The following is a 26,455-nucleotide window of genomic DNA, read 5'->3' as shown; positions in this document are numbered from 1 at the left end:
ACCTTTGCTAACAAATTATAAAAAATATCATGTCTAGAATTCTAACAGGAACACAAAGTACGGGTACTCCACATCTAGGAAACTTATTGGGAGCGATTATCCCAGCAATCCAAATGGCTAATGAGCCTCAAAACGAGTCTTTTCTGTTTATTGCTAACATGCACTCTCTTACACAGATTAAAGATGCTAAAACATTAAAAGAGAACACGTACTCTACTGCCGCTGCCTGGTTAGCTTTTGGATTAAATATTGAAAAAACTGTTTTTTATCGCCAAAGTGATATACCACAGGTAACAGAATTATCTTGGTATTTAAGTTGTTTTTTTCCTTATCAACGATTAACTCTGGCACATTCTTTTAAAGATAAAGCAGGTCGATTAGAAGATGTAAATGCCGGATTGTTTACATACCCTATGCTAATGGCTGCAGATATATTATTATATGATGCAGAAATTATTCCTGTTGGAAAAGATCAATTACAACATATAGAAATAACAAGAGACCTAGTCTCTCGTATACATAATCAAGTAGGTGAGATATTTGTGCTACCTGAAGGTCAGGTAAAAGAAGAAACCATGTATGTACCAGGAACAGACGGCGTTAAAATGAGTAAATCAAAAGGAAATATCATTAATCTGTTTTTACCTGATAAAAAACTGCGTAAACAGGTATTAACTATCGCTACAGATAGCACGCCACTTGAGGATCCAAAAGATCCAGATACCTGTAATGTATTTGCAATATATAAGCTAATTGCTACTCCAGAACAACAAAAAGAAATGCGTAATAATTATCTTGCTGGAAATTATGGATATGGGCATGCCAAACAGGCTTTATACGAATTGTTGATTGAAAAGTTTTCTGAGGAACGAGAACGTTATAATTATTACATGAACAATCTAAATGAGATAGACGAAGCTTTGGCTATTGGAGCAAAAAAAGCAACTGCAATTGCAAATACTGTATTAGCAAAAGTTAGAAAAAAGATTGGATATTAGGGCATCAAAAACAACCTGTCTTTTTTATAACATTTTTTAAACTCTTTAATATCTGAGAAATAATTACAAAACTTCTTTTGTAAGAATATACCTGTTTATATCACTAATTATTACATATTCTTATTAAAAAAGTTTACTTAAGAATTATAAATCTACCAAATTATAAGTTCTATACTTTGTAATTAATATTTTTTATAGCAAAAAAACCTCTTAAAAAGGTAGGGTTTATATCAAAAATTCTTTTTATTCTTAATAAATTCATTTGTTTACTATCTTTTTTTTAACACCACTTGCACTTTGAAAATCAAATAGTTGTCACTGTTTTTTATTTGTTTTTATACATAAAAATAAAAATGTTAATAACTATTCTAACCTTTGCTTACTCCTTTATTCATAGTACTTAAGAGGTGACAATGAGGAAAAACCTTTCAGAATACTCCTTCTTTACCGTAACCATATTTGCTATTTTATTTTTAACTTAAAACTTAGAAACTTTTCCAGATAGAGTTTCAAATTACCCCCTCTCTTATTATATCATAAATATTTGTATACGCCTATTTAGGTTTCTGTAACCTTTATACATACAAAACAGTTTAGATGATAGATATAATTAAGTAAAAAATTAAAGATATATAAACAATCATATCCTTATGAACAAAGAAGAATTATATCGTTATATGCTAGCGTACAAAAATAAAAACCTCTTTAATAAAGAAGAGCATAGCTATTTCATTATGCTGCTAGAAAATTTAAAATCAGATAACTACACTGAAGAAAAAAAGAGTGTAAAATAACAAATAAGATAATGACCGAAGAAAAGTTATATGAAAAACTAATGGCCTACAAAAAAAAACATGGGATAACACAAGAAATGTATCAACATTATAAATGGGCTATAGAAACTGTTAAAAAGCAACAACAAATTAAAGATCACAAAAAAAAAGAGCAAATATAGTCTCCTATTTTTAAAATAATATAAGTTTTACGGTTTACCATAAAAAAGATTTAAATTTTCTTTTTATCTTAATGTACTTATAGGGTTCTAAAACTCAATAATAAAAGTTAATGAAATATTGTAAAACTTAATTCTATATTTTATGATGACTGAAAAAAAATTATACAAGAGATTAATGGCTTACAAAAAAAAACATGGTGTTACCCAAGAAATATACCAACATTATCTTTGGGCTGTAAAAGTGATTCGACAACAACTCGATGCCAAAGCTAAGAATCAATAAAAAGTGTTTAATAATGTATCTATAACGGTTAAAAATATAAAAAGGGTTAATCTAAAGGTTAAGTCATTTTTGTAAAAAATAACAAAAGCAGAAAAAATAAATAATTAATATTTATTGCTTTATATAGTATCGAAATGGCTTATATTTTACTGTTTTTTAAACTTTGACTAACCGTCATAGATGTTATCCTAAAAAGATATAGAACACGCATTGCTTACCTAAATGAAATTAGAACAATAAATCGTAGCGGAATTAATCCTACTTTTATTTTAATTTCAAGTATTTTCTATTGCATCTATTCCAAATATAAAGTAAATACAACTGACATACCCTTGTCACTACCACATATTATTTTTGTTGGTATAAAAACCAAAGGCAAATAAATTGCTTGTTAAATTGTTAATTGTGATGGCTGAATTATTTAAAAATATTTATACACACAAATTCTTCGAAGAATTTACAACTACTATTCAAAAAATAATTCCTGATTTTAATGCTTGTTCCTTTTCTAATAAAATTTTTGATGATCAATGGCAAGATAAAGAATTAAAGCAACGCATGAGACATATTACAATCGTCTTACAACAGCATTTATCGCCTAATTACTCTGCCAATGTAGATATTCTATTAAAAGTAATAGATCAGCTTAAAAAAGAAGGTAAAAAAGAGAATAGCTTAGAATATATGTTCTTTCCTGATTTTATTGAAGTTTACGGCATTCTACACTATGAAACCTCTATTAAAGCAATAGAAAAAATCACTCAGTTTACGAGTTGTGAATTTGCTATTCGCCCTTTTCTAATAAAATTTTCAAAAAAAGGAATTAATCAAATGATAAAATGGTCAACACATAAACACCCAATGGTAAGAAGGTTATCAACCGAAGGCTGTAGACCTCGTTTGCCTTGGGCTATGTCAATTCCTTTCTTAAAAAAAGATCCAATATCCATTATTCCCATTCTTCAATGCCTTAAAAAAGATGAATCTGAATCCGTTAGAAGAAGTGTAGCTAATAACTTAAATGATATTTCAAAAGATAATCCTGATATTGTTATTTCACTTGCTAAAAAATGGATCGGAGAATCCAATGATATCGATTGGGTCGTCAAGCATGGATCTAGAACACTTTTAAAACAAGGAAATAAACAGATAATGAAACTATTTGGTTTTAAGTCTACATCTCAAATAAAAATAACAAACTTTCAAATTCTCACCCCAAAGGTTAAGATTGGTAGTGCTTTAGAGTTTTTTTTTCAAATTAATAACACTAGTCTTTCACCATCTAAGTTACGTTTAGAATATGGGTTATATTATCAAAAACACAATGAGAGTTTATCCAAAAAAGTTTTTAAAATAAGTGAAAAACTATATCCTGAAAAATCAAAAACTATCATTACCCGAAAACAATCATTTAAAATAATAACTACTAGAAAACTTTACCCAGGATTACATCAAATATCTATAATTATCAATGGAAACGAATTTGAAAAACATGATTTTATACTTGTTTCTTGAATTCATTTAATCCATCTAAAAACTATTTTTATTTTATTATCAATTGTTACTTTGTATAAGTATTTCTTAAATAATTGAGAAGATATTTATAATTCTAATAAGAGTCTATCAACAAGACCAGGTTCGTTATTCTTCCAACTTTAAATTAACAAAAACACCAATAACTTCTATTAGCATATTGCTAATAGAAGCTTTTTATAGAGTTATTCTATCAAAATCCTTATTAAATAAATCTTTGGGAGGGATTTCAAAATATTGACAAATTTTAAAAAGCGTAGTAAAGGAAATATCCCTTTTACCCTGCTCAATTCTCCCAAAATGAATTCCAGTATCATTCAGAGCATCTTCTTGAGTTATCCCTTTTTTTGAACGTAACTCTTTTATACGTTTGGCTAATATATTAAGTAGCTCTTTTTTGTCATTTTCTTCCACAATGGAAAATTCAGTTTAATAAAACACAATTTTAATTACCGTTTGGTTATTTTTATTATATTTGCTATGCACATAACCAACTTTTTTATGAAACAAGAAGAATTATACCAATATATGCTGGCTTATCTACAAGAACATGAGTTTAGCACCAAAGATCAAAGTAATTTTATTACAGTAATGGAAACATTAAAACCTTGTAATATAAATACAACATCTTCAAAAATTTCTAATTCTTAAATGTTTTTTTTAGTATATCAGAATAAATGAAACAGAATTATCTATAAGTTTTCAAAGCATTATTACAAAAAATATTAATCAATAACTTTATCTCTTTAAATCATCTATCTCTTCAACAGCATATAGCTTTTTAGTGTAAATAAATTTAAGGATAGTTTCACCTTCTAAATCTGGGTCTTCATACTGTATAGTAACCTCTAACTTTTCATTTTTTAAAACTACATACGATTTTGTAAAAAACAGAGTATTGTTTTTATCATAGATAAAATGAAATATCTCTTTATATCCTTTTTTCCATATACCATGAATTTCTTCGGTATCTTTTATACATTCTCCACCTGTTCCAAAATTGTTATAATAACTTTTTTCAATAAATTTACCACTTTCAAAAATATCTAAAGTAGTCATCTTATCACATGAAGAAAGTGGAAATTCTTTAAGCTGACTACTATTCTCATCATTACTAAACTCTTCTTCTAGTTGCCATGTACCCGCAATTGTTGCTTTCGAAATGTTTGAGTCATTGTTCTTACATGAATATACCCCAAAAAATAGTAAGTTCAAGAATGCAATATAAACAAGTAAAAGTCTCTTCATACAATGTGTTTCTAATTACGTACACAAAAATCAGAAAGCACTTCTAAAGAATAAGTGACCAACAACTAAATATGTGTTTTAACGAACATAAAAGTATTTTGTCGACAAAAAATATTGATAATTACAATATATTATTAAAAAATCAAAGGAATGTGATTTAATTAAAGAAAGAAACAATTCTGGAATTATACTGTAATTAAAAAAAAGGAGGGGGTATTATGATTTATTGATATATCAAGGGTTAAGTTATTTCATTAAAACTCCAGATCGCTTCATTACTGGTAAGTCTTGAAAAGTATTTTCATTTATAGTATTCTTTTTAAATAAATATTTTTTATCGTATAGCTTACCTTTTTCAAAAAAAGTTACTGAAAATTCGTTATTCATACTTAATAACTCTTCTTGTATCATTTCAATTTTAGCAAAGGATTTAGATTCTATTGTTCCTATACCATGCCTTAAAAGAGAAGTTTTTCGCTCTTCATCATATCCTTTTGTAACAACAAGAACCATTTCTATTGCAATACCTCGATCATTAATAATATATGCATACCAATCCTGGTTCAAAAACTTTTCATCCCATTCTTTGACCACTGCAATATAAACATCTTCTACAACAGGTATTTCGATATCTTTTTTCATTTAGTTCTTTTTCTCTATTGTTTTTAAATTTCAAACTTATAATTTGTTTGTCATAACAATCCTGAAGGAGTTAATTATTAGCATTTTTGGTAGAACAAGAACTGATATACTTTTTTATAATAATACTATTATAATGCAGATTTAAACTGCTGTAAAAACCGCACATCATTTTCACTAAGCATTCTAATATCTGAAATGCCATAAAGTAAAAGTGCAATACGATCAATTCCCATTCCAAAAGCAAAACCACTATATTCTTGTGGATCTATATTACAATTTTTAAGCACATTAGGGTCTACCATTCCACACCCCATAATTTCTAACCAACCTGTACCCTTGGTCATTTTATAATCAGTTTCTGTTTCTAGTCCCCAATATACATCTACCTCTGCACTTGGTTCGGTAAAAGGAAAATAAGAAGGTCTTAATCTAATCTTAGATTTACCAAACATCTCGGTAGTAAAATATTGTAATGTTTGCTTAAGATCCGCAAAAGAAACGTCTTTATCTATATACAATCCTTCTACTTGATGAAAAAAGCAATGAGATCTTCCTGAAATAGCTTCGTTTCGATACACTCTTCCTGGAGAAATAGTTCTAATTGGAGGTGTATTATTTTCCATGTATCTAACTTGTACAGATGATGTATGTGTGCGCAATAAAACATCTGGATCGGTTTGGATAAAAAAAGTATCCTGCATATCTCTGGCAGGATGATATTCTGGTAAATTTAATGCTGTAAAATTATGCCAGTCATCTTCAATTTCTGGGCCTTCACTTACATTAAATCCTATACGAGAAAAAATATCAATTATCTGGTTTTTTACTAAAGAAATAGGGTGTCTAGATCCCAAAGCAATAGGTTCTGACGGTCTGGTAAGATCTCCATAGATTCCATTTTCTTCGTCTTTGGATTCTAATTCGTTTTTTAGATCTTTAACTCTTCCTTCTGCAGCTATTTTAAGAGCATTAATTGCTTGACCAAATTCTTTTTTTTGATCATTAGCTACATTTTTAAATTCTGAAAAGAATTCATTAATCAGCCCTTTTTTTCCTGAAAACTTTATTCTAAAAGCTTCAACTTCTTCTTTCGTTTTAGCTTTAAAAGCATCAACTTCTGCTATATATTCTTTAATCTTGTCAATCATTACTACTTTCTTGATAGAACGGCAAATTTACGTAATTTAAGCAAACTATAACTATAGGTCGTTATGATTGTTATTTCGAATTTTTAATTCAAACTTTCTTTAAATATTTTTGATCACTTGATATACTCACTCACTAAAAAATAACTTACAATTGCTTCTTTCATCAATACAGATTGCTCTCCTGCTTTAAGGCTTGGTAATTGCTCTTTCATTTTATAATGTGGCCATCCTTCATCGTCATAATAATCAAATTCATAATATCCATAAGGTTCTAAAAGACGACATATTGCTATATGCATTAAATCTAATTTTTCATCTTTTTTAAATTCCCGATGCAATTGCCCTAATTCTTGTACCCCTATTAAATATATAATACCGTCCAAATCTAAATCTTCTCCATCTGCAAATTGATCAGAGAGTTTTTCTACCAAAATCCCCCACCGTTCTTTTAATTTTTCGTCTCTAGCCATAGGATTATAAATCCAAATTATATAATCTAGTTAAGTTATTTATCTGCTTGTGTATTTCTTAAAAAAATTAAGCGCTACAAAAGTAACGCTTAACCAAAAAAAACGGATATAAAAAAGAGGAAATCTTATAATTCCCATAAAACGCCTACACCTATGTATTGATTTCTATAGTTTCTAAAAGAACGAGCGTCTATATCTGTATAATTTGTATTTCTTATTTTTGAGTTTATGGTTGCCGTTATCCAAAAATCATTTCGTATTTCATGAGATACATCTATACCAAAATTTACGTACTCATATTTGAGTGTTTCTCCTATTTTAACTTCTGTATTTCTAGCCTCTATGCTTTTATAGTTTCTAGTAATAAATGAAAATGAGCTGCTTATTTTAGTTTTATCGTTATCATATTTAACAAATACTCCTGGTCCAAACTGATTAAACCCTGAACGATCTGCAGTATTATCTTTTCTAAGATAGTATACAAAGTTTGGCTTAACCTTAAATTGTTTACTAAATGGCAATTCATAAAACATCATAGCTTTAGCATAATCCCAGTTTCTCTCCCCATCTGTTATCAAATCACTCGCATTAAAAGTGTCATATAATCTTTTTTTAATGTATACATCGATACCTATCTCATGTCGTAACTCTCCTACTCCAAATTTTTGAGCATTAGAAATCTCTATACCAAACTCATCAAATTGTAAATCTCGCATCCCATAAGAATCAAAATTCTTAAAATTATAAAACAAAGCTGTTCTAAATTCATTGTCTTTAAAAACTTCAAAATCAACACCTAAACTTCCTCCATACAAAGTATACCCTAATGGGTTAATTAAAACATCTTGGTCTCCTCCTAAACCTTCTCTATTCATTCGTATAATTTTAGCTTCTGCCAATATTTTTGTATTTCTATTTATTTTATGATCATACTTTGTTTTAAGGTTTACACTCCAATAGCTATCCTTAATATTTTCATAAAATATCCTTGCCGATGGTTTTGCAAAAAACCTGAACCTGTTATTTCTATTCCATTTATTAGTAAGTGTATAATTAGCTGAAATATCTTGGAGGATACTACTTGCCATCAAGTTTTCTTTAGTTATAATAGCGCCATTAACTCTAACTTCTTCAGGGCTTTTAAAATAATTATATTCATACCCTCCAAGAGTTTCAAAACTTAATTTATTTTCAATTTGTGAAAACCCTAAATAGGGTATAAAAAATGCAGCTAGAAGAGATATTATGATTCTTTTATTCATTTTAATTTATTTTATGTTTTTCCAATAGTTATTCGTCACTTGTTAAAAAACAAATGATTTTTTTTTTAGACAAAATTGTTCTATTCTACTCTGTTATTTATCTAGAAAATATTTACTTGTGTGGTTCATTGTTTAGATAACCTTTCTAATTACCTGTTTTAGTCCCATTTTATTTACTAATTGGATACCTAGTCCAGGGCGAACATTGATCTCCATAATTTGTGGTCCTTTATTTTTATCAATTACAATATCAATTCCCAGATAGTTAAGTGGAAATGCTTTGGCAGTTTCAACAGATATTTCCAAAATTTCTTTCCAATATGGTATGGGGACACCATTTACTAGAAAGTTACTATCTGGGTGATGATTTGTATATTTTTTACCATCATATACTTCTAACAATCTTCCTTCTTTCATATCAATACCAATACCTACTCCATTTTGATGAAGATTTGCTTTTCCGGCAGATCTATCTGTTGGCATTCTTAGCATTGCCATTAACGGAGTCTTATTAAGAGTGATTATTCTAAAATCAGGTACGCCTTCTGGATAAATTTCATGAAAAAAAGTATGTGGTTCTATACATTCCTCTATAAGAACTCTATCATGAGATCCTAAAGAAAAAAGGCCTGTTATAATAGATGCAATGTGTTGAAAGATCTCGCGATCTGTAATAATCTCTCCCCCGCTAAACCAATTGTCTTTTTTATCTTTTTTAAGGATTTTAATTCCTCCACCTCCACAACCATTAGCTGGTTTAATAGCTACCGAAGAATATTGCTTACAGTAGTCCCATTTTTTTTTAATCTCGCTATTGAACTCAATTATCGCATAAGTTTTTGCACATGGAATATTGTTTTTGTGCAATATTTCTTTGGTTAGAACTTTATCATCTGCAAGCGGATAGTGTTTTTTGGGGTTATTAGGATATATAAGTTTTATATTTCTTTCATTCAGCCCTACAACATTAGAAGAGGTTTTTAATTTTTTATTAAAAATTATCGAAAACATAAGAATCTATTTATAGTATTGTCTATGTATATTTAATAAACAGGTGAGTTTTAAAACCCCCTACCTTAAAAAATTATTCTTTTTATCTTTCTAATTTTAAAATAGGGTTAAACCTAAAGATTTCTATCCACCGAATTCCAATATACCTCCCTAAAAAAACAGATATAACAATGATTAGAACAATAATTTCAGGAAACAATATTAAGATAGATGGTAACCATGAAAGAGATAATAAAAAATAAGAAACTGTAGTTGCTATAATTGTTTGTAAAAGCTTGTGTAAAGCTATTAAGTAACCATCTTCTACCGTAGAACTAGAAAAACGTTCTGCTGCTATGGTAAGTATAATAATAGGAAAAAAGGTAAGTTTTGTAAGCCACTCAATATCATATTTCAACCCATAACTAGTTGCTATAAAAATTACAGCTACCATTATTGTTAATGATATTACTAATTTTGGTGTGTAAAGCAAACCTAACCTATCAAAAGGATAAGATATTAAACCCATAAATATAATAAGCCCAACAAAAACTGCAATTCCTGATAAAAAACCTGTATGTAGTAAAGATAAAGCTATTAACACAGGCAAAAACACCCCAAAAGTCTTAAGTCCTACTATATTTCTTAAAAAAGCTATCAATAATCCCCCAATGGGTAATAACAATAATAAATGAAGAGACTTAATTGGTATCGTTTTTTTATCTACCAAATTCCAGAGTGAAAACCCTGATAAAGCATTAAGTTCTTCAGAGTTCATTTTTAAAAATGATATATGGTTTTCTTGAGTGATTTGATAGATGTAATCAAACTGAATACCTTTGGTGTGTGTAATTAAAGATTTATCTCCATGATAAATTTCTAAATATTTTGCAGGCAAATAAGCAAAATGATTATTTAGTGTATCGAAAGGAACCCAAACTTCATTAATCAGCACTTCTGCCCACGCATGAGATGTTCTTTTATCTGTATTTTCCAAAATAATGCCCCCTTTTATTCTCGAAGGATACCCTAAACTCCTTAACAAAGCTACAAACAATCTACTTTTACCATTACAAGAAGCTATATTTTGCTCAAGTGTTGTTATAGCATCTGTTAATGTAATAATAGGCGCTGAAGGAATTTTATAAACGTAATCAAAAACATTTTTGATTACTTCTCTATCGTTTTTAGTATTTTTACGAAGTTGTATCGCCAGATCGGCAATCTTTAGATTATCCGATTGTATGTTTTTTGAAGCAGTAAGATACTCTTTATGCTTATTCTTTTCTCTAACAAAATTTTTAGGTATTTTAAATTTTTTACTTTTCCCTGAAAAAACAAACTCATATTCAATAGAGTGAGATAATGTCTCATTCTTAGTGTTCCAAATAGCCCTTATATTATCCTTTTGTTCTTCTTTTTTTAAAAAAAACATCGTGGTATCATTTCTAATTTTCTCTCTAGAAATTGTTTGTCTCAAATTATTTTTTGGAATATACGTTCTTACTGTAGTGTTGGGTTTGTCTGATTTAAAAAAGAAGGTATATTTTATTTTATAAACTGCCTCTGGATTAAAATCATCATAATTATCAAATATTGGCTTTATTTTAAAACCAATAGAAATCATTGTAATAATAGTAATCAAGATTAATAAGATTGTAAGATTTGTTTTGGATTTCATAATCAGTTATTTTTGGTTCTATAACAGGCAGAAGTAATTTCACCCTACCTTAAATTGAAAAAACTTATATATGACTCCATCCTCAAAATCTGTTTGTAAACAGCCTGTATTTACAAAGCTATTTGAAACACATGCAGAATCTGTCAGAAATTATATCTATTACAAATGCGGGGATAAAGAACAAGCTAACGATATTATGCAAGAGGCTTTTATAAAGCTTTGGCATAATTGCAAGAAAGTTATTTTTGAAAAAGCAAAGGGGTTTTTATGCACCGTTGCTAATAATATGTTTCTTAATCAGGTTGCCCACAATAAAGTACGATTAGAATATGCCAAAATACCTCAAAATAATAAAAACGTAGAGTCTCCAGATTTTTTGATGGAAGAAAAAGAGTTTATGGATAAGCTACAAAATGCAATTGCAGATCTTTCTGAAGGGCAAAGAGAGGTTTTTTTATTAAACCGAATCGATAAAAAAACATATGCAGAAATTGCAGATATGCTTGGCATATCGGTAAAAGCCGTAGAAAAAAGAATGCATAAAGCATTAAAAGAGTTAAGGAAATTGGTAAAAAACATATAACAATAAGGTAGGGTACTTTGAGTTTTACCTGTTTTAATGAATATAATGTAAGCTATGTTTAGTGACAAAGAAAATACATATTTAGCAAAATGGTTAAATAATGATCTAAATGCAGAGGAGTTAAAAGAATTAAAAAAGCTTCCTGAATATGGTGATTATAAAAAAATTGTTGAGAGTCTTGAGTATTTCAAGCCCCCTTCTTTTGATACCCAAGAATCATTGACAACCACTTTAAATAAAGTTAATGCCTCGAAAAAAACAAAGGTGATTAATTTAAAGTCAATAATGATCTCTGTTTCTGCCGCTGCCTCTATCCTGTTAATTATTGGACTTTTTTTTAATCAAGTAACCTACTATGCAAGTTCAGGCCAACAACTTTCTATAGTATTACCGGATGGAAGTTTTGTAGATCTTAATGCAGGATCTGAGCTAACTCATCAACGCTTTTTTTGGTCACAAAATCGCGAAATCACCTTACAAGGAGAAGGATATTTTAAAGTAACATCTGGTACTAATTTTACTGTAACCACTTCATTAGGAAAAATAGAAGTACTAGGAACCCAGTTTAACATAAAAGAACGAGAAAAGCTGTTTGAAGTAAATTGTTATGAAGGAAGAGTTAAAGTATCCACAAATAATAATCTACAAAAAATATTAGAAAAAGGAGAAGGTGTTTCTCTAAAAGATAAAAAACTTATAGAACATACCATTACCCATACAGAACCTGCATGGAAAAAAGGAGAAAGCGTTTTTAATAGTACTCCTTTACAATTTGCATTAGATGAAATAGAAAGACAATACAATATAACCTTTAAAAGAGGGGCTATTGATCAAAATAAATTATTTACTGGTGGTTTTAATTATAATGATTTAAATATTGCGCTAGAATCTGTATTAATACCTATGGGAATCGATTATATTGTAAACGGAACTATAATTTCTCTTTCAAACCAATAACAAATAAAATACTTATCTAAAAATATCTGCGTTTTAGAAATTTCCTAAAACCCAAAATGTTCTATGAAAAAAATTGTATTACTAATGTTCCTATTTTGTACTTACTATACGCAAGCACAAATTTCTAAAAACTTTAAAGAAACTCCATTAGAAGAAGTCCTTAATGAATTATCCAAAACACACAAACTTCTTTTTTCTTTTAGCAATGAAATTGTAAAGAACATAAAAGTTACTTTAGATATTGATAACTCTTCGTTAGATGAAATTTTAGTCCATTTAAAAGCACTAACAAATCTCGAATTCAAAAAAATATCTGAAAGACAAGTAATAATAAGTTACCCTAATAATAAAGTTGAAATTTGCGGATATCTTTTTGATAATATAACCAATGAGCCTCTGCCTTTTGCATCTGTTTTTTTGGTTTCCAAAAAAACAGGCACTATCACCAATGAAAAAGGTTTTTTTCAACTAGGAGATATTAGCCTAGATGAAAAAATATCAATACAATATATAGGATATACTAACAAAACCATAAATGCTTCTTTTTTTAAAATGTCAACATGCCCCAGAATACCTCTTCTTTCAAAAACTACTTCATTAAACGAAGTACTTATTGTAGAATATATTACTAAGGGTATCGATAAAAATATTGACGGATCATTTACTATTACGAATGAAGAATTGGGTATTCTCCCAGGGCATAGTGAGCCAGATGTTCTACAAAGTATTCAACTTGTTCCAGGAATACATAGCCCCGATGAAAGTGCTTCAGGAATACAAATTCGAGGAGGGTCACCAGATCAAAACCTTATTCTTTGGGACGACATAAAAATGTATAATACTGGACATTTTTTTGGAATGATCTCTGTATTTAATCCAAATATAATTAAAGATGCTAAAATTTTTAAAGGAGGAGCAGATCCAAAATATGGGGACCGGATATCTGGTATAATTGATATTTCAAGCGATAGAAAAGTTCCTGAAAAACTTAATGGCGGTGTTGGTATTAATGGAACACATGCCGATATGTTTTTAAAAATCCCTATAACAAATACCATTGGTATAGTTCTTTCTGGAAGAAGATCTTATACCGATTTTTTAGAAACACCAACCTATACTGCACTTTCTAAAAAAGTATTTCAAAACACAAAAATAATTGAAGTTTTAAATCCTTTGCCTTTAGAAATGGATGACGATGATGATGATGAAATCTTAGAAAAAATAGGAAAAAATAACTTTTTCTTTTATGATGCCAGTGCAAAACTTATTCTTGATGTTACTAAAAATGATAAAGTAATGGTTAGTAGCATATACACTAATAATGATTTAGCATTTGAAATAAACGACGACGAAGATGTTATTACAGATGATCTAGAAATTAAGAATGAAGGTATTAGTTTTTCGTGGAAAGGAACTAAAAAAAACCATTTTCATCACAGCCTAAAAGCTTATTATTCAAGATATAATTCTGATTATTTATTTACCGAAAGACAAGAACTAATAATAGAAAACCAATCTGTTAGAAAAAACACAGTAAAAGATATCGGGGTAGATCTTAATATTACTTATGATTTTAATTCTAAAAACTTTTTGACTTTTGGTTACCAATACTCTGATAATGATGTTTTTTATACTATCACAAAAGAAAGTGAGTTTGAAACACCTATAAACGAATCAAACACAATAAATAATAAAACAAATTCTATTTATACAAATTATAAAATCATTCCGGAAAACAAAAGTTTTATTAATATTGGTTTAAGAACTTCGCATTATTCGATAATTAATAAATTGTACCTAGAGCCCAGAGTAAATATAGAATATCCATTAACAAAATCTTTGAGAGTAAAAGCTACAGGCGAACTAAGACACCAACCTATAAGTCAATTAGTAGAGTTTGAAGAAACACAACTTCGTTTAGAAAATAACTTATGGGTATATACAAATAACAAAATACCAATATTGGAAAGTACTCAATTCTCTGGAGGTTTATTATTTTCAGAAAATGATTGGAATTTTGAAATAGATGGATATTATAAAAACATAAATGGTCTTACCTCCATCACCAATGGTTTTAATGTAATTAATAGCGACCTATCTATTGGCGAGAGTATGATTTATGGCATAGATATTTTACTTAAAAAAAGATTTAAGGACTTTAGAACTTGGTTAGGATATACCTTTAATGATATCGAATATACTTTTCCAGAGATACAAGAAACTCCATTTCCTGGGAATAATGACATTACACATAATTTTAGAACTTCTAATTCTTATACATTTAAAAATTGGGAATTATCTATTGGTTGGCTTTGGAGATCAGGAGCACCTTTTACTGATGCCGATCTTGTAAATGAAGAGATCTTATATAAAAACACTAATACAGGACGATTACCCGCATATCATAGATTAGATGTTTCTACTATTTATCGTTTTAACATAAAAGGTTGGAAGGGTAGTTTAGGGGTTTCTATACAAAACATATACAATCGTAAAGTACCTCTTTCAGTAAGTTATCGACTAGATGATAATTCTAATAATGGAGAAATAGAATTAAACAAATTACAACAAAAATCTATAGGGATTACACCCAATGCGTTTTTTAGGATATCCTTTTAAATTTATAGTAATAATATATACAAATCATAACCATGATTTTAGCTAGAATTAGACATCAAAAAATGCATTATATTTGAACATAATTCAAACTATTAATGAACTACATCGATATTATTTTAGGAATACTTTTGCTTTGGGGTTTAATCAAAGGGTTTAGTAAAGGATTATTTTCATCATTAGCTTCTCTTGTTGCTCTTGTTGTTGGCATTTATATTGCAGTACATTTTTCTCATATTGCAGGAGATTATTTACAAAAATATGTAAGTTGGGAGGAAGGAGTTATGAAATTAGTTGCTTTTGCTGTAACTTTTATCGTTGTTGTAATCCTTGTTTCCCTTGCTGGTAGGATTTTAACTAAAATTGCAGATTATGCTGCTCTGGGTATTTTAAATAAAATTTTAGGAGGTGCTTTTGGCGTACTAAAAATGGCTTTCATTGCTAGTGTAATTATTATTTTTATAGACGCCATAAACAACAATATTACAATACTAAAAAAAGAAACTTTAAACTCTTCGTTATTATACAATCCTGTTCGTAAACTTGCTCCAATGGTTTTACCAAACATATGGAAACAAGAAGAAAAAGAAAATTTTGAAAGCAATAAAGACAATCAAGTTTAGTGTTAGATTGTCTTTATTACTTAAAATAACATTGGGTATTATTATGACTTAACTACATCTTCTACAACAGTACTTAAGTATCTTATACACGAATCAAAATCTTCGAATACACAATCTTCTGCTACTAAATCTGGTATAATATCAATATTTTTTGCCAAATATAAAGGTTGTTTTTGTATACCAACAATATGAGTTTTGATTCCTTTTTGCTCCAAACTTAATATAATTTCTTCAAGAGTATAAACTCCGGATTGATCCATATATGGCACTTCATCCATTCTAAGCACTACGTGCGTAGCAGATTGAGGTATTTGATTTGCCATTTGTTGTAACTCACTTGTAGACCCAAAAAATACTGGTCCATTAAGATGTTTGATAAATATTTCTTCTTTAAGCTTATTCGGTATGTTTATTTCATCACGCCACAGTTTTTCTTTATTGTTTTTATTTTCTAACCCCCCTAAAGATTCTACTTTAGACTCTCTAGCTGTAACATCTCCCATTTTTTTCATAAAAATTAAAGATGCAATTATCAGACCTATTCCCACTGCATATACCAAATTCCAAAACACTGATAATACTAAAACAATAATCATTATAATAACTTCTATTTTGGGTATATGTGGTATTGCTTTTAATCCTTTATAATCCATTACCCCAATACCTACCGTAATTAAAATGCCCGCTAAAACAGCTGCAGGAATCTGTGAGGCGATAGGCCCTAATGCCAATAAAACAATTAATAGCATAATCCCTGCTACCATTCCTGATAATTTGGTTTTTCCTCCAGCATTTATATTTACAACAGTTCTAATCGTGGCTCCCGCACCTGGAATCCCTCCAAAAATAGCTGCAATACTGTTTCCTATTCCTTGACCTATCAACTCTTTATTTGGGCTATGTCTGGTTTTTGTCATGTTATCTGCTACAACCGAAGTTAATAAAGAATCGATAGCGCCTAAAAAAGCTAAGGAAAGTGCTGTAAAAATATATGGGGTTACAGATCCTAAGTTAAAACTTGAAAATATAGCTAAATTAGGTATCGGAAAACCACTTGGTATTTCTTCAATTGGTCTATAATTTAGATTAAAACCATAAGCAACCCCAGACACAAGAATTAACGCTATCAATGTGCTTGGTATTGTAGTTGTTATTCGTTTAAAACCATATATAATCACTATAGTTATTAAACATAAAATAAATTCTAAATAATTGATATTAGATAATGCTTTAGGCAAACTTTTAATAGCTCCAATCACTCCAGATGCTTCATTACCAGCTAAAGTAACGGCTTCTAAAGTAATTTCTTCTCTAGAGATGTTTTCTGCTCTTTTTATGGTTTCTTTAAAATCTTCTAACACCAAAATTCCTTCACCTGCTTCTTCTTTAAGTATTTTATCTAAAATAACTTCTTCTGCCTGTGGTTTAAATTTATCCACAAAACTTTGATCTTCTTTAGGGTAATACCCTAATGCTGGCAAAAACTGAGTAACAAGAATCATTACTCCAATAGCTGTCATAAAACCAGATACTACAGGGTATGGAATATATCTAATATATTTTCCTATACCTATTGCTCCTAACCCTACCTGCATTAAGCCAGCCAAAAGAAATACGGTTAAAATAGCTGGCAAAGCCTTTTCAACATCTCCATCGTTAGCACCAATCAATCCAGAAATCACTAACATACTAACCGCTGTCATAGGTGCTGTAGGTCCAGAAATTTGTGTACTTGTACCACCAAATAGTGCCGCAAAAAAACTAATAAAAATTGCTCCATATAACCCTGCACTAGGTCCTAATCCAGAGGATACTCCAAATGCTAATGCTAATGGCAACGCAACAATACCTGCTGTTAACCCTCCAAATGCATCTCCTTTAAAATTGCTAAAAAACTGCTTCATCTACTATATTTTCTTTTAATTTATTTTAAAAAGCGTTTGTTACTACGCCAGATATTATCAAACTATTTTTATCTAAACTTAGAGTTTTCTAAATTTATTTTTTTAAGTATATATTAATCCAAATGGTATATTTCCTTAATATTTTTAAGGATATCTTCAAATTGAATTTTTAAATCTATTAATTTTCCTGTATGCACATCAAAGATCCACCCATGCACTTTTAAATCTCTATCTCTGTATGCTTTTTGTACTGATGCAGTTTTAATCAGATTAACACACTGTTCTTGAACGTTTAGCTCCACCAAACGATCATATTTCTTGTCTTCGTCTTTTATGTTATTTAATTCAGTTTTATGAATTCTATACACGTCTCTTATATTTCTTAACCAAGGATTTAAAACCCCTAAATCGGCAGATTGCATTGCTGCTTTAACTCCTCCACAAGCATAATGCCCACATACTACCACATGATTAACTTTTAAGTGCTCTACAGCATAATCTATTACAGACATCACATTAAGGTCTATACTTATTACCATATTGGCTATATTGCGATGTACAAATACTTCTCCAGGCCCTAAACCCATTAGGTCTTCTGCTGTTACTCTACTGTCTGAACAACCTATATATAGTAATTCTGGGTTCTGCCCCTTACCTAATTCATCAAAGAAATTAGGGTCTAATTTAAGTTTTTGTTCAATCCATTTTTCATTATTCTCAAATACAGTATTTAAATTCATTTTTTTGCCTTAATTAAAGTAGAAGTAATCGGCTTGAAATTTATAGCGTTGCAACTAAAAATTTATAGCATTAATACTGGTATTTAAATCATGAAAACCAATCACTATAAAGAATATAAATACTCCATTTTTTTATAGATAGAAAGGTAGTATTTATTATTATTAAAAAAAGAAAATTAAATAAACCGCGGAGGTGGTGTCTTATATTCTAAAAAAACTGAGGAATTTTGAACATTAAACTCTGGAAAACATTTAATAATAGAATTAGATAAGGTTATCACCTCATCTGGATAATGAAAAGAAATTTTATCCTTTTCTTTAAAATCTTCTTTTTCTAAACCTTCTTTTTCTTCTGAGTTTTCAGAATCTTCAATAGCTATTGAAATATTATTATCACAATTATAAAGATTAATTGATCTAGCACCATAATTAGCAATGCTTAATAAGAACCCAAATACAATTAAGAGTTTTGCTATTTTAAGTTTGGTTGCCACTAAGAGATTTTTTTGCAAAAATAAAAGTATTCCTTTCAAATTTAGTTAAATCCATTGTAAATTTAAAACAACTAATTACAACTCTTTTAAATCACTTGCAGGAATCCATCCTATCTTACCATCAGTAAGTTTGATTTTTTTCCAATCATTAACAGTTTCTATTACTTTTACTTTTGTTCCTTCATGAAGTTCAAAAACTTCTTCGCTTCTAAGGTTTGGTTCGCTTTTCACAATAGCTTCTTGAGAAAAAATAATGGCAAACTGATTGTTTTCCATAAAGCTATACTGTTTAAATGCAAATAAGATTCCGAAAATTCCGAAAATCAATACTCCCCAAGAAACAACAAAAAAGATTCTTTTTTTTGAAGAACTATATGCTGTATAATATAAAATGAATAGAGTTACAAATAGTATAATACAAATTACTGAAAACCATGCCCAACCATCAATACTAAATATATTAGTAAATTTCTTGATTGTTCTTGAAACAAACCCTTCTGGTATTACATCTATTGCATCAATAGTTGCTTTTTGAGCAAATACTAAATTATTTTTTATATCCTCATCATTAGGTGCTAATTGTAAAGCTTTTTCAAAATAATAAACACTAGCACCTATATTACTTAGTTTATAATGTGCATTTCCTAAATTATAATATAGTGAAGCAGATTCTTGATTTGTGTCTAAAATAGAAGCATATTTATCAATAGCTTCTTGGTATTTTTCTTGGTTATACAAGGAGTTTCCTCTCTGAAACATTTCTTCTTCTTGAGAAAAACTTGTAGTAATTACTAAAAAAATAAGTATTTCAACTATTCTTTTCATCTCTTTTATAGTTGTTTATCTATAGTTGCAATTATTCTGGAAGCTTTATTATAATCTTGCTGCATTGCAGAACTCGATGAGGGAGTATATCTTGCGAACTCACAGCTCTCTAATAATGCTATAAACTCTATAGATACAGTATTCTCTACATCTTGTTCTTTTAATAATCGTTCTATTCGCTCTTTACTCATATCACTAGTCTGGATATGTAGTTTTGCTTTTAGGTAGTTATGTAATGCTCGTTCCATAGCAATGTAGAACTCTTTTTGGCTTCCTAAATTCTTTTTGGCTTCTGACAGATACTTACGAGCTAATTTATCTGCTTTACGAACTCTATTACCACTAACATCACTTAATCTGTCCTGTCTCTTCTTTCCGAAGAAAAGAAATAAAGGAATTGCTAATAAGGGAGCGGTTAAAGACAACCAATATCCTGTAGATTTAAAAAAAAGTTGTTTTTGTGTTGGCTGAAGATTTGCATTTAGTTTTAAAAATCTAAATTGATTTCCAACTTGTGTTACCGCTTTTTTATTAGTTCCTTCTGTTTTTTCAGGTGTACTAACTATACTTGAACCTTCAGGGCCGTTCTTTACATTAATAACAATCTCTTCAGAAGTAATTCTTTTATATGTTTCCGTTTTTAAATTAAAATAAGAAAATGAAATCGATGGTATTGGGTATTTACCTTTATATTGAGGAACTAATGTATAAGTATCTGATATATTACCCCCCATGCCCGTAAGATTAGTTCTTACTCGCTCATTATGTTGTGGTTCATATTTCTCTAACCCATTCGGTACATTAAGTTTTGGCAAATCAAAAAGTTTTAAATTACCATTACCTGAAACCAATACTTTTGCATCTAAAGACTCTGTAGCATCCAATTCTTTTTTATTAGTAGTCACTCTAAATTCAAACTCCCCTACTGCTCCAGAAAAATCTTCTGGTTTTCCTTCCAAAGGCAATGGTTTTACATTTATAACTCTATTACCTGCAGCTACAGTTTTGTTTACTGTTGAATATAACCTTCCTCCAAAAATATCTCTTCGTTTTGTGGGAACATCTACTGAAACAGATAAAGTAAGAGGTTCTATATTTAATTTACCTGTCTTTTGAGGGTATAACACAGTTTTACGCAGTACTACGTAACGATATGGCTCTCCCTCGTATTCTCCATTTTCGATTTTAAGCTGCTTCATATCGATAGCCTGACTCCAGAAATCACTGTATTTTGGACTATCTAACTCTCTCCAATTACTTACACTAATTCTAGTACTAACGTATAACTTATAAACTACTGTTATTGCTTCATTTAAATAAGGATCAGATTTAGAAATCTCTGCTACAAGATGTAAATTTTCACTTGCTAATAAATCCGTATCATCTCCATCTTTTGGTTTATCCACAGCACCTGTAACCTCAACATCTACTGGTAACGTTTTATATGTTTGTCCATCAATCTCAATAACTGCTTGTCTTATGGTAAATTTACCTCTGCGAGTAGGTTCTAAAAAATAACTAAACGTTTTGGCATAGGATCTTTTTCCGTTAATCCATGAATTACTAATAGATTGGTTTGGACCTCCTACCACTGTAAATCCTGAAAAAGAAGGCGGAGTAAAATTGTCTCCATCTTTATTCATTTCAAAATCTACTCGTAATCTTTCATTTACACCCAATTTCTTTTTGCTTACTTTGGCTTCAAATCTTACTTGAGCCAATGCAAACTGCATTGTGGTCAATAATAGTGTTAGAAAAATTAATTTTAATTTCATTTTAATTTCATTTTGGTTTTGTAAGATTTTCAAGTTTTTTTATAGTCCTGAAAATCTTAATTTACCAGTCTTTATCTGATTTTGTTTTTGAACCTTGTGCTTTCTTAGCATTTATTTTATCCTGAACCTTCTTTTCCTGATTATTCATGGCTTCTAATAAACTTTTTACCCGTTCTGGAGATAATTGACCTTGTACTTGCTGTGGCTGTTGTTCTTTTGGTTGTCCTTCTTCTTTATCTTTTGGATCTCCTTTTTTATCTTTTTCTTCGTCCTTAGAATCCCCTTTATCCTTTTTATCCTCTACTTCATCTCCTTTATCTTTTTGATCGTCTCCTTTATCCTTGTCCTTTTCTTTATCTCCTTCGTCTCCTTTTTTATCTTCTTTATCATCCCCTTCTTTCTTATCTTTTTCGTCTTGATTCTTATCTTTATTTTGATCTTTATCCTTATTCTTATCGTTCTCTTGTTCTTGTTTTTCCAGCATTTTTTTGGCTAAAGCAAGGTTATATCTGGTTTGATCATCTTTAGGGTTATTTCTAAGTGCATTTTTGTATGCCTCTACAGCTTCTTTATATTTTTTTTGTTCCATATAAGTGTTACCCTGATTATGAAACGCTATATGCTTTTCTAATTTTGACGTAGCTACTTTCGCTGCTTCAGTATAACGCAAAGTAGCTTCGTCATACTTTTCAGAATTATAATACGCATTTGCTAAGTTATATTTAGCGATAGGATTAACAGGGTTTTTAGCGATTGCTTTTCTGTATTCTCCTTCGGCTTCTGGAAAATTACCGTCTTTAACCAAAACATCATTGCCAGTTGCTATAAACTGGTTTGCTTGGTTAATTATTTGCTCTTTGTTTTCTTCTTGTGAAAACAAAAACCCAAATTGAAAACAAATTATAACAACAAATAATTTTTTCATTTTATATTATATTTTCAGGTGCCTATTAATTTAAAAATGATACCGGGTTTTTTATCTATTTACTGTTCGTTAAACAGATTTAATTTTTTAACCCAAGATGTTTTTCTTTCTAATAAAAAAATATCTAAAAACAGCAATAATAATCCTGCTGCAAGAAACCATTGAAATTGATCTTTAAAATCTGCAAATTGTTTAGCTTCGAATTCTTTCTTATCCATATTTTGAAGAATTGTCGAAACTTCTTCTACAACTTCTTTTGTGTTTTTACCATCAATGTATATGCCATTTGTTTCTTTGGCAATTTCCTGCAAAGTTGTCGTGTTTAATCTGGTAATAACTGTGCCACCTTGACTATTTTTCTTATAACTCTGTATAATTCCATTTTGTTTTAATGGAATTGGGGCTCCTTTTTCGGATCCAACCCCAATAGTAAAAATCTTAATTCCTTCTTTTGCTGCTTCTTCCGAAATAGCTCTTACATTACCTTCATGATCCTCTCCATCACTTACAATAAACAAAACCCTATTGGTTTGCTCTTCGTCGTTATAATATGTTTTTGCCAATTCAATAGCTTCATTAATCGCAGTTCCCTGAGATGAAAGCATCTCGGTATTTAAAGCTTGCAAAAACATTTTTCCTGCTGCATAATCCGTAGTGATAGGTAATTGAGGATAGGCACTTGCTGCATATGCAATAATCCCTATACGATCACTAGCCAGATTATTAATAATCTGAGTAACCAATTGTTTAGATTTTTCTAATCTATTAGGCGCTATATCTTCTGCTAACATACTTTTAGAAACATCCATAGCAAAAACAACATCTACACCTTCTCGTTTTACTGTCTCTAGTTTTGTTCCTATTTTTGGATTGACCAAAGCAATAACAATACATGCTATAGCTAAACTAACAACTATAATCTTTAGGCTCGATTTAAAAAACGAGCGATCTGGACTTAATTTTTTAAGAAGCACTAAATCTGCAAATTTTTTCTGAGTTGTTTTTTGCCAAACTAAAACTCCTAGAAATAACAAAATAAGCACCGGAATACTTAATAATAACCAGAAATATATTTTTTCTTCTAATAAATACATATTCTCTACTCTGTTCACTAAACCTTAATGGTTTATAATCTATTTATATAAAACTTCTAAATACTGTATATCGTAATAAAAACTCAACAAAAATTAAAAACAAGGCAAGCAAAGCCAGTGATCTAAATTTTTCTTCATAATTATAAAATTTAAACTCTTCTATATCTGTTCTTTCTAATTTGTCGATTTCCTGATAAATTTGTTGTAATTTTTTATTATCGGTAGCTCTAAAATATTTACCCCCAGTTACTTTGGCTATTTCTTTTAATAGCTTTTCATCGATTTCTACCTGTACTCTACCATATTGAAAAGATCCATCAGGCATTATAGCTACAGGAGCTAATGCCATTCCATTAGTTCCTATACCAATAGTATATGTTTTAATGCCATATTCTACCGCTAGTTCTGAAGCTATTTTAGGATCAATAAACCCAGCGTTATTAGAACCATCGGTAAGTAAAATAATTACTTTACTCTTAGCTTTACTATCTTTAAGTCTATTCACAGATGTCGCTAATCCCATTCCTATCGCTGTCCCATTTTCTAATACATTATCATATTTAACATCTTTTAAACTACTTAAAACTATAGACTTATCACTGGTAATTGGTGTTTTGGTAAAACTTTCTCCTGCATATACTACTAATCCAATTCGATCACTAGGCCTGTCTTTAATAAACTCTGCTGCCACTTCTTTTAATGCTTCTAATCGATTAGGACGTAAATCTTTTGCAAGCATACTAGCAGAAACATCTATAGACATTACTATATCGATACCTTTGGTTGTATTGGTTTTGGTTGATACATCTATGGTTCTTGGTCTGGCTAAAGCAGTAATAATTAATGATAAAGCAATTAATCGAATTATAAATAACAATGGCTTTAATTTAGTTATCCAACTAGTAGAAGCCTTAAATCCTCTTATACTGGAGATCTTAAGTACTGCCTGCTGTTTATTTCGTTTCCATATATACCACCCTATAGCTAATGGAAGTAATAAAAACAACCAAAAAAACTGTGGGTTCTCGAATGTAAAATTTTCAAACATCGTTATTTGCCATTTTTAAGTTCTACAGAATTAATTATTCGTTCTGCTATAGCTTTTGCATATCGGTCTTCTTTAGTGTAAACAACAATAATTTGTTGAAAACCTTCTCCTTCTTTAAAATTTAGCATAAAGTACTCTGCTTTTTTTGATTGTTGTGTAACTGGATTTTTTGCTGTAAAATCACCAAAAACTTTTAATCCTTTAGCGCCTTTTAAAGTTTCATATTCATCAGTTTTAAAAGTAATGTTTTTAGCTCCTTCTGCTTCCATTCCTCCTATTACTGCTTCAACAGCTTTCTCGAGATCTGTTTCTGTATTTTGATTGTATACTACGGTACTTACTGCTATATAAAAATTACCTAATAGGCTTCCATAAACAAAAGTCTCGTTTCCTTTAAGAATTTGCTTTTGTTCATCAGTCATTTGGTATGCATTACGAATAAGCACTTTAGGTGTCGAAATGGTAACTGGCGGAGATCCATAAGCACTTGTAATCCACTCCGATTCTGCCAATTCTTTGGTAGGGTGTCCTAATAATGTATCTTTTACTACATCAAATCCATATGCCCAACCAAAACCCAACCAAGTTCCAAAAATCAGAACAACGATAATAGCACTACCAATACCTATTTTATTTCTACGTTTTTTTTCTGCCACTGTTTTTCGATACTCTTCATCTGCCAGTAACTCCTCTTCTGTTGGCTCTGGAATAGCACTTTTTGTTTTATTAATTACCTGTTCTATTACATTACGATCTGCTTTTGCTGTTATAACATCTGGTTTAGACTTAGCAAACTTCGCCATATCAGCAGTTTTTAAAACTTTCTTAAGCTCTTCAATCGTTGTTTTATCCAAATTCAGGTGACCAGATTTTATTTCTTCATCTAGCCTTGTTATTAATTCATCTGTGGTACTTTCCATAGCATGGTCATACACCTCTTCGTCTATATATTTACGAGCTGTATCACTTAATTGTGAATAGTATTCTTTATGAGAATCTTGTTCTAATAAATGAGATTCATCTATTTTACGAAGTGCCAATATTGCTCTTTCGTAAGGAGGTAATTCATTTTCTTTATTAGCTGCTCTTTTCTTTTTTCTAAGTACAAAAAATGTAACTATCCCTAATACAAGTAATATACCTCCTATCCATAAAAACCACTTTTTCCAGTCTATTGCAAATTTAGCTTCTACCTCTACCAGAGGTTTGATTTCATACATCTTTTGTTTGGTAGTATCTACTAAGACGTCTCTGATTTCGACCTTAAGCGAATCTGTAAAAAACACCTTATCCCCTACCAAAACTTTTTGTACCGGGATGGTATAATGACCAGAATCAAACTGAGTTAATGCGTACTCTTTGATTAAACTAAAGCGTTTTCCATTTCTGGAAGTATCTATTTTTCGAGATTCGATTACTTCGAGAGGCATAAAAGTTTTTCCTTCAGGAAAAATAACTATTTGCGTAGAATCTGCTTGGACTTGCATTTTATAACGAATTTCTTGTCCGATTTCTACTGTTGTCGAGTCTATCGTTGCGGTAACTTGAGAAAAGCCTCCTAGCCCCCAAAGCGGAAATATAATCCATGCCAAAAATCGTATGATTTTTGTTCCTAGATCTATACCTTTATTTTGTAATTCGTAATTCTTCATTCGTAATTC

General features: G+C 29.8%; 26 protein-coding genes. 9 read left to right on the top strand and 17 right to left on the bottom strand.

Features of this window, described 5'->3' with window-relative positions; translation table 11 throughout:
* Positions 1 to 29: 29 nt before the first annotated feature.
* The 4 genes from trpS to H527_RS0114070 all read left to right on the top strand — a co-directional run bounded on the left by trpS (position 30) and on the right by H527_RS0114070 (position 3,751).
* Positions 30 to 998 (top strand): tryptophan--tRNA ligase, encoded by a 969-nt coding sequence (gene trpS / locus H527_RS0114085; protein WP_027413305.1) that lies wholly within the window; start codon positions 30 to 32, stop codon positions 996 to 998.
* A 650-nt stretch (positions 999 to 1,648) separates the two neighbouring features.
* Positions 1,649 to 1,792, top strand: a complete 144-nt coding sequence (locus tag H527_RS24435; RefSeq protein WP_211235738.1) for a hypothetical protein — start codon at positions 1,649 to 1,651, stop codon at positions 1,790 to 1,792.
* Between the two features lie 11 nt (positions 1,793 to 1,803).
* Positions 1,804 to 1,953, top strand: coding sequence for a hypothetical protein (locus tag H527_RS24000; protein WP_155837903.1), 150 nt, complete (start codon positions 1,804 to 1,806; stop codon positions 1,951 to 1,953).
* A gap of 691 nt (positions 1,954 to 2,644) precedes the next feature.
* On the top strand, positions 2,645 to 3,751 hold the full coding sequence (locus tag H527_RS0114070; RefSeq protein WP_027413304.1) for a DNA alkylation repair protein: 1,107 nt from the start codon (positions 2,645 to 2,647) through the stop codon (positions 3,749 to 3,751).
* A gap of 195 nt (positions 3,752 to 3,946) precedes the next feature.
* On the opposite strand, the gene H527_RS22175 is transcribed toward H527_RS0114070, so the two are convergent.
* Entirely contained in the window at positions 3,947 to 4,183 is a 237-nt protein-coding gene (locus H527_RS22175; RefSeq protein ID WP_035088232.1) for a helix-turn-helix domain-containing protein, read from the bottom strand.
* 87 nt (positions 4,184 to 4,270) lie between these two features.
* Between H527_RS22175 and H527_RS23995 the strand changes: the two genes are divergently transcribed.
* Complete coding sequence (locus H527_RS23995) at positions 4,271 to 4,420, top strand: hypothetical protein (RefSeq protein WP_155837902.1); 150 nt, start codon at positions 4,271 to 4,273, stop codon at positions 4,418 to 4,420.
* 87 nt (positions 4,421 to 4,507) lie between these two features.
* On the opposite strand, the gene H527_RS0114055 is transcribed toward H527_RS23995, so the two are convergent.
* The 7 genes from H527_RS0114055 to H527_RS0114025 form a co-directional block, all read right to left on the bottom strand.
* Positions 4,508 to 5,017 carry a hypothetical protein gene (locus tag H527_RS0114055; protein WP_027413303.1) on the bottom strand — a complete coding sequence of 170 codons (510 nt, stop codon included), beginning with the start codon at positions 5,015 to 5,017 and terminating at the stop codon, positions 4,508 to 4,510.
* Positions 5,018 to 5,263: 246 nt separating this feature from the next.
* Positions 5,264 to 5,659 carry a hypothetical protein gene (locus tag H527_RS0114050; protein WP_027413302.1) on the bottom strand — a complete coding sequence of 132 codons (396 nt, stop codon included), beginning with the start codon at positions 5,657 to 5,659 and terminating at the stop codon, positions 5,264 to 5,266.
* Positions 5,660 to 5,787: 128 nt separating this feature from the next.
* On the bottom strand, positions 5,788 to 6,807 hold the full coding sequence (gene pheS / locus H527_RS0114045) for a phenylalanine--tRNA ligase subunit alpha (RefSeq protein WP_027413301.1): 1,020 nt from the start codon (positions 6,805 to 6,807) through the stop codon (positions 5,788 to 5,790).
* 113 nt (positions 6,808 to 6,920) lie between these two features.
* Complete coding sequence (locus tag H527_RS0114040) at positions 6,921 to 7,277, bottom strand: hypothetical protein (RefSeq protein WP_027413300.1); 357 nt, start codon at positions 7,275 to 7,277, stop codon at positions 6,921 to 6,923.
* A 125-nt stretch (positions 7,278 to 7,402) separates the two neighbouring features.
* Complete coding sequence (locus tag H527_RS0114035; protein WP_027413299.1) at positions 7,403 to 8,539, bottom strand: hypothetical protein; 1,137 nt, start codon at positions 8,537 to 8,539, stop codon at positions 7,403 to 7,405.
* A gap of 132 nt (positions 8,540 to 8,671) precedes the next feature.
* Positions 8,672 to 9,550 (bottom strand): sugar-transfer associated ATP-grasp domain-containing protein, encoded by an 879-nt coding sequence (locus H527_RS22170; RefSeq protein ID WP_051316771.1) that lies wholly within the window; start codon positions 9,548 to 9,550, stop codon positions 8,672 to 8,674.
* Between the two features lie 82 nt (positions 9,551 to 9,632).
* Entirely contained in the window at positions 9,633 to 11,210 is a 1,578-nt protein-coding gene (locus H527_RS0114025) for a 7TM domain-containing protein (protein ID WP_027413298.1), read from the bottom strand.
* Positions 11,211 to 11,280: 70 nt separating this feature from the next.
* Between H527_RS0114025 and H527_RS0114020 the strand changes: the two genes are divergently transcribed.
* The 4 genes from H527_RS0114020 (at position 11,281) to H527_RS0114005 (ending at position 15,989) form a co-directional block, all read left to right on the top strand.
* Positions 11,281 to 11,793, top strand: coding sequence for an RNA polymerase sigma factor (locus H527_RS0114020; protein ID WP_027413297.1), 513 nt, complete (start codon positions 11,281 to 11,283; stop codon positions 11,791 to 11,793).
* 54 nt (positions 11,794 to 11,847) lie between these two features.
* Positions 11,848 to 12,750 carry a FecR family protein gene (locus tag H527_RS0114015; RefSeq protein ID WP_027413296.1) on the top strand — a complete coding sequence of 301 codons (903 nt, stop codon included), beginning with the start codon at positions 11,848 to 11,850 and terminating at the stop codon, positions 12,748 to 12,750.
* 63 nt (positions 12,751 to 12,813) lie between these two features.
* Positions 12,814 to 15,369 (top strand): carboxypeptidase-like regulatory domain-containing protein, encoded by a 2,556-nt coding sequence (locus H527_RS0114010; protein ID WP_027413295.1) that lies wholly within the window; start codon positions 12,814 to 12,816, stop codon positions 15,367 to 15,369.
* A gap of 95 nt (positions 15,370 to 15,464) precedes the next feature.
* Positions 15,465 to 15,989, top strand: a complete 525-nt coding sequence (locus H527_RS0114005) for a CvpA family protein (RefSeq protein ID WP_027413294.1) — start codon at positions 15,465 to 15,467, stop codon at positions 15,987 to 15,989.
* Positions 15,990 to 16,030: 41 nt separating this feature from the next.
* Here H527_RS0114005 and H527_RS0114000 read toward each other — a convergent pair whose 3' ends face one another.
* From H527_RS0114000 to H527_RS0113960, 9 genes are all read right to left on the bottom strand, one after another.
* Positions 16,031 to 17,893: a SulP family inorganic anion transporter gene (locus H527_RS0114000; RefSeq protein ID WP_027413293.1), complete on the bottom strand. Its 1,863-nt coding sequence runs from the start codon at positions 17,891 to 17,893 to the stop codon at positions 16,031 to 16,033.
* 113 nt (positions 17,894 to 18,006) lie between these two features.
* On the bottom strand, positions 18,007 to 18,633 hold the full coding sequence (locus H527_RS0113995; protein WP_027413292.1) for a carbonic anhydrase: 627 nt from the start codon (positions 18,631 to 18,633) through the stop codon (positions 18,007 to 18,009).
* A gap of 176 nt (positions 18,634 to 18,809) precedes the next feature.
* Positions 18,810 to 19,127, bottom strand: a complete 318-nt coding sequence (locus H527_RS0113990; RefSeq protein WP_155837901.1) for a hypothetical protein — start codon at positions 19,125 to 19,127, stop codon at positions 18,810 to 18,812.
* Positions 19,128 to 19,202: 75 nt separating this feature from the next.
* Entirely contained in the window at positions 19,203 to 19,952 is a 750-nt protein-coding gene (locus H527_RS0113985) for a tetratricopeptide repeat protein (RefSeq protein ID WP_027413290.1), read from the bottom strand.
* 5 nt (positions 19,953 to 19,957) lie between these two features.
* Positions 19,958 to 21,727: a BatD family protein gene (locus tag H527_RS0113980; protein ID WP_027413289.1), complete on the bottom strand. Its 1,770-nt coding sequence runs from the start codon at positions 21,725 to 21,727 to the stop codon at positions 19,958 to 19,960.
* A gap of 61 nt (positions 21,728 to 21,788) precedes the next feature.
* Positions 21,789 to 22,652, bottom strand: coding sequence for a tetratricopeptide repeat protein (locus H527_RS0113975; RefSeq protein ID WP_027413288.1), 864 nt, complete (start codon positions 22,650 to 22,652; stop codon positions 21,789 to 21,791).
* Positions 22,653 to 22,711: 59 nt separating this feature from the next.
* Positions 22,712 to 23,746 (bottom strand): vWA domain-containing protein, encoded by a 1,035-nt coding sequence (locus H527_RS0113970; RefSeq protein ID WP_027413287.1) that lies wholly within the window; start codon positions 23,744 to 23,746, stop codon positions 22,712 to 22,714.
* A 43-nt stretch (positions 23,747 to 23,789) separates the two neighbouring features.
* A complete protein-coding gene (locus H527_RS0113965) occupies positions 23,790 to 24,794 on the bottom strand; it encodes a vWA domain-containing protein (protein ID WP_027413286.1) in 1,005 nt (334 codons plus the stop codon).
* Between the two features lie 2 nt (positions 24,795 to 24,796).
* Positions 24,797 to 26,446, bottom strand: a complete 1,650-nt coding sequence (locus H527_RS0113960) for a hypothetical protein (RefSeq protein WP_027413285.1) — start codon at positions 26,444 to 26,446, stop codon at positions 24,797 to 24,799.
* Between the last annotated feature and the right edge of the window lie 9 nt (positions 26,447 to 26,455).

This window comes from Aquimarina muelleri DSM 19832 (genome assembly GCF_000430665.1).
GTDB classification, from domain to species: domain Bacteria; phylum Bacteroidota; class Bacteroidia; order Flavobacteriales; family Flavobacteriaceae; genus Aquimarina; species Aquimarina muelleri.
This window is presented reverse-complemented; position numbering and strand designations above follow the sequence as displayed.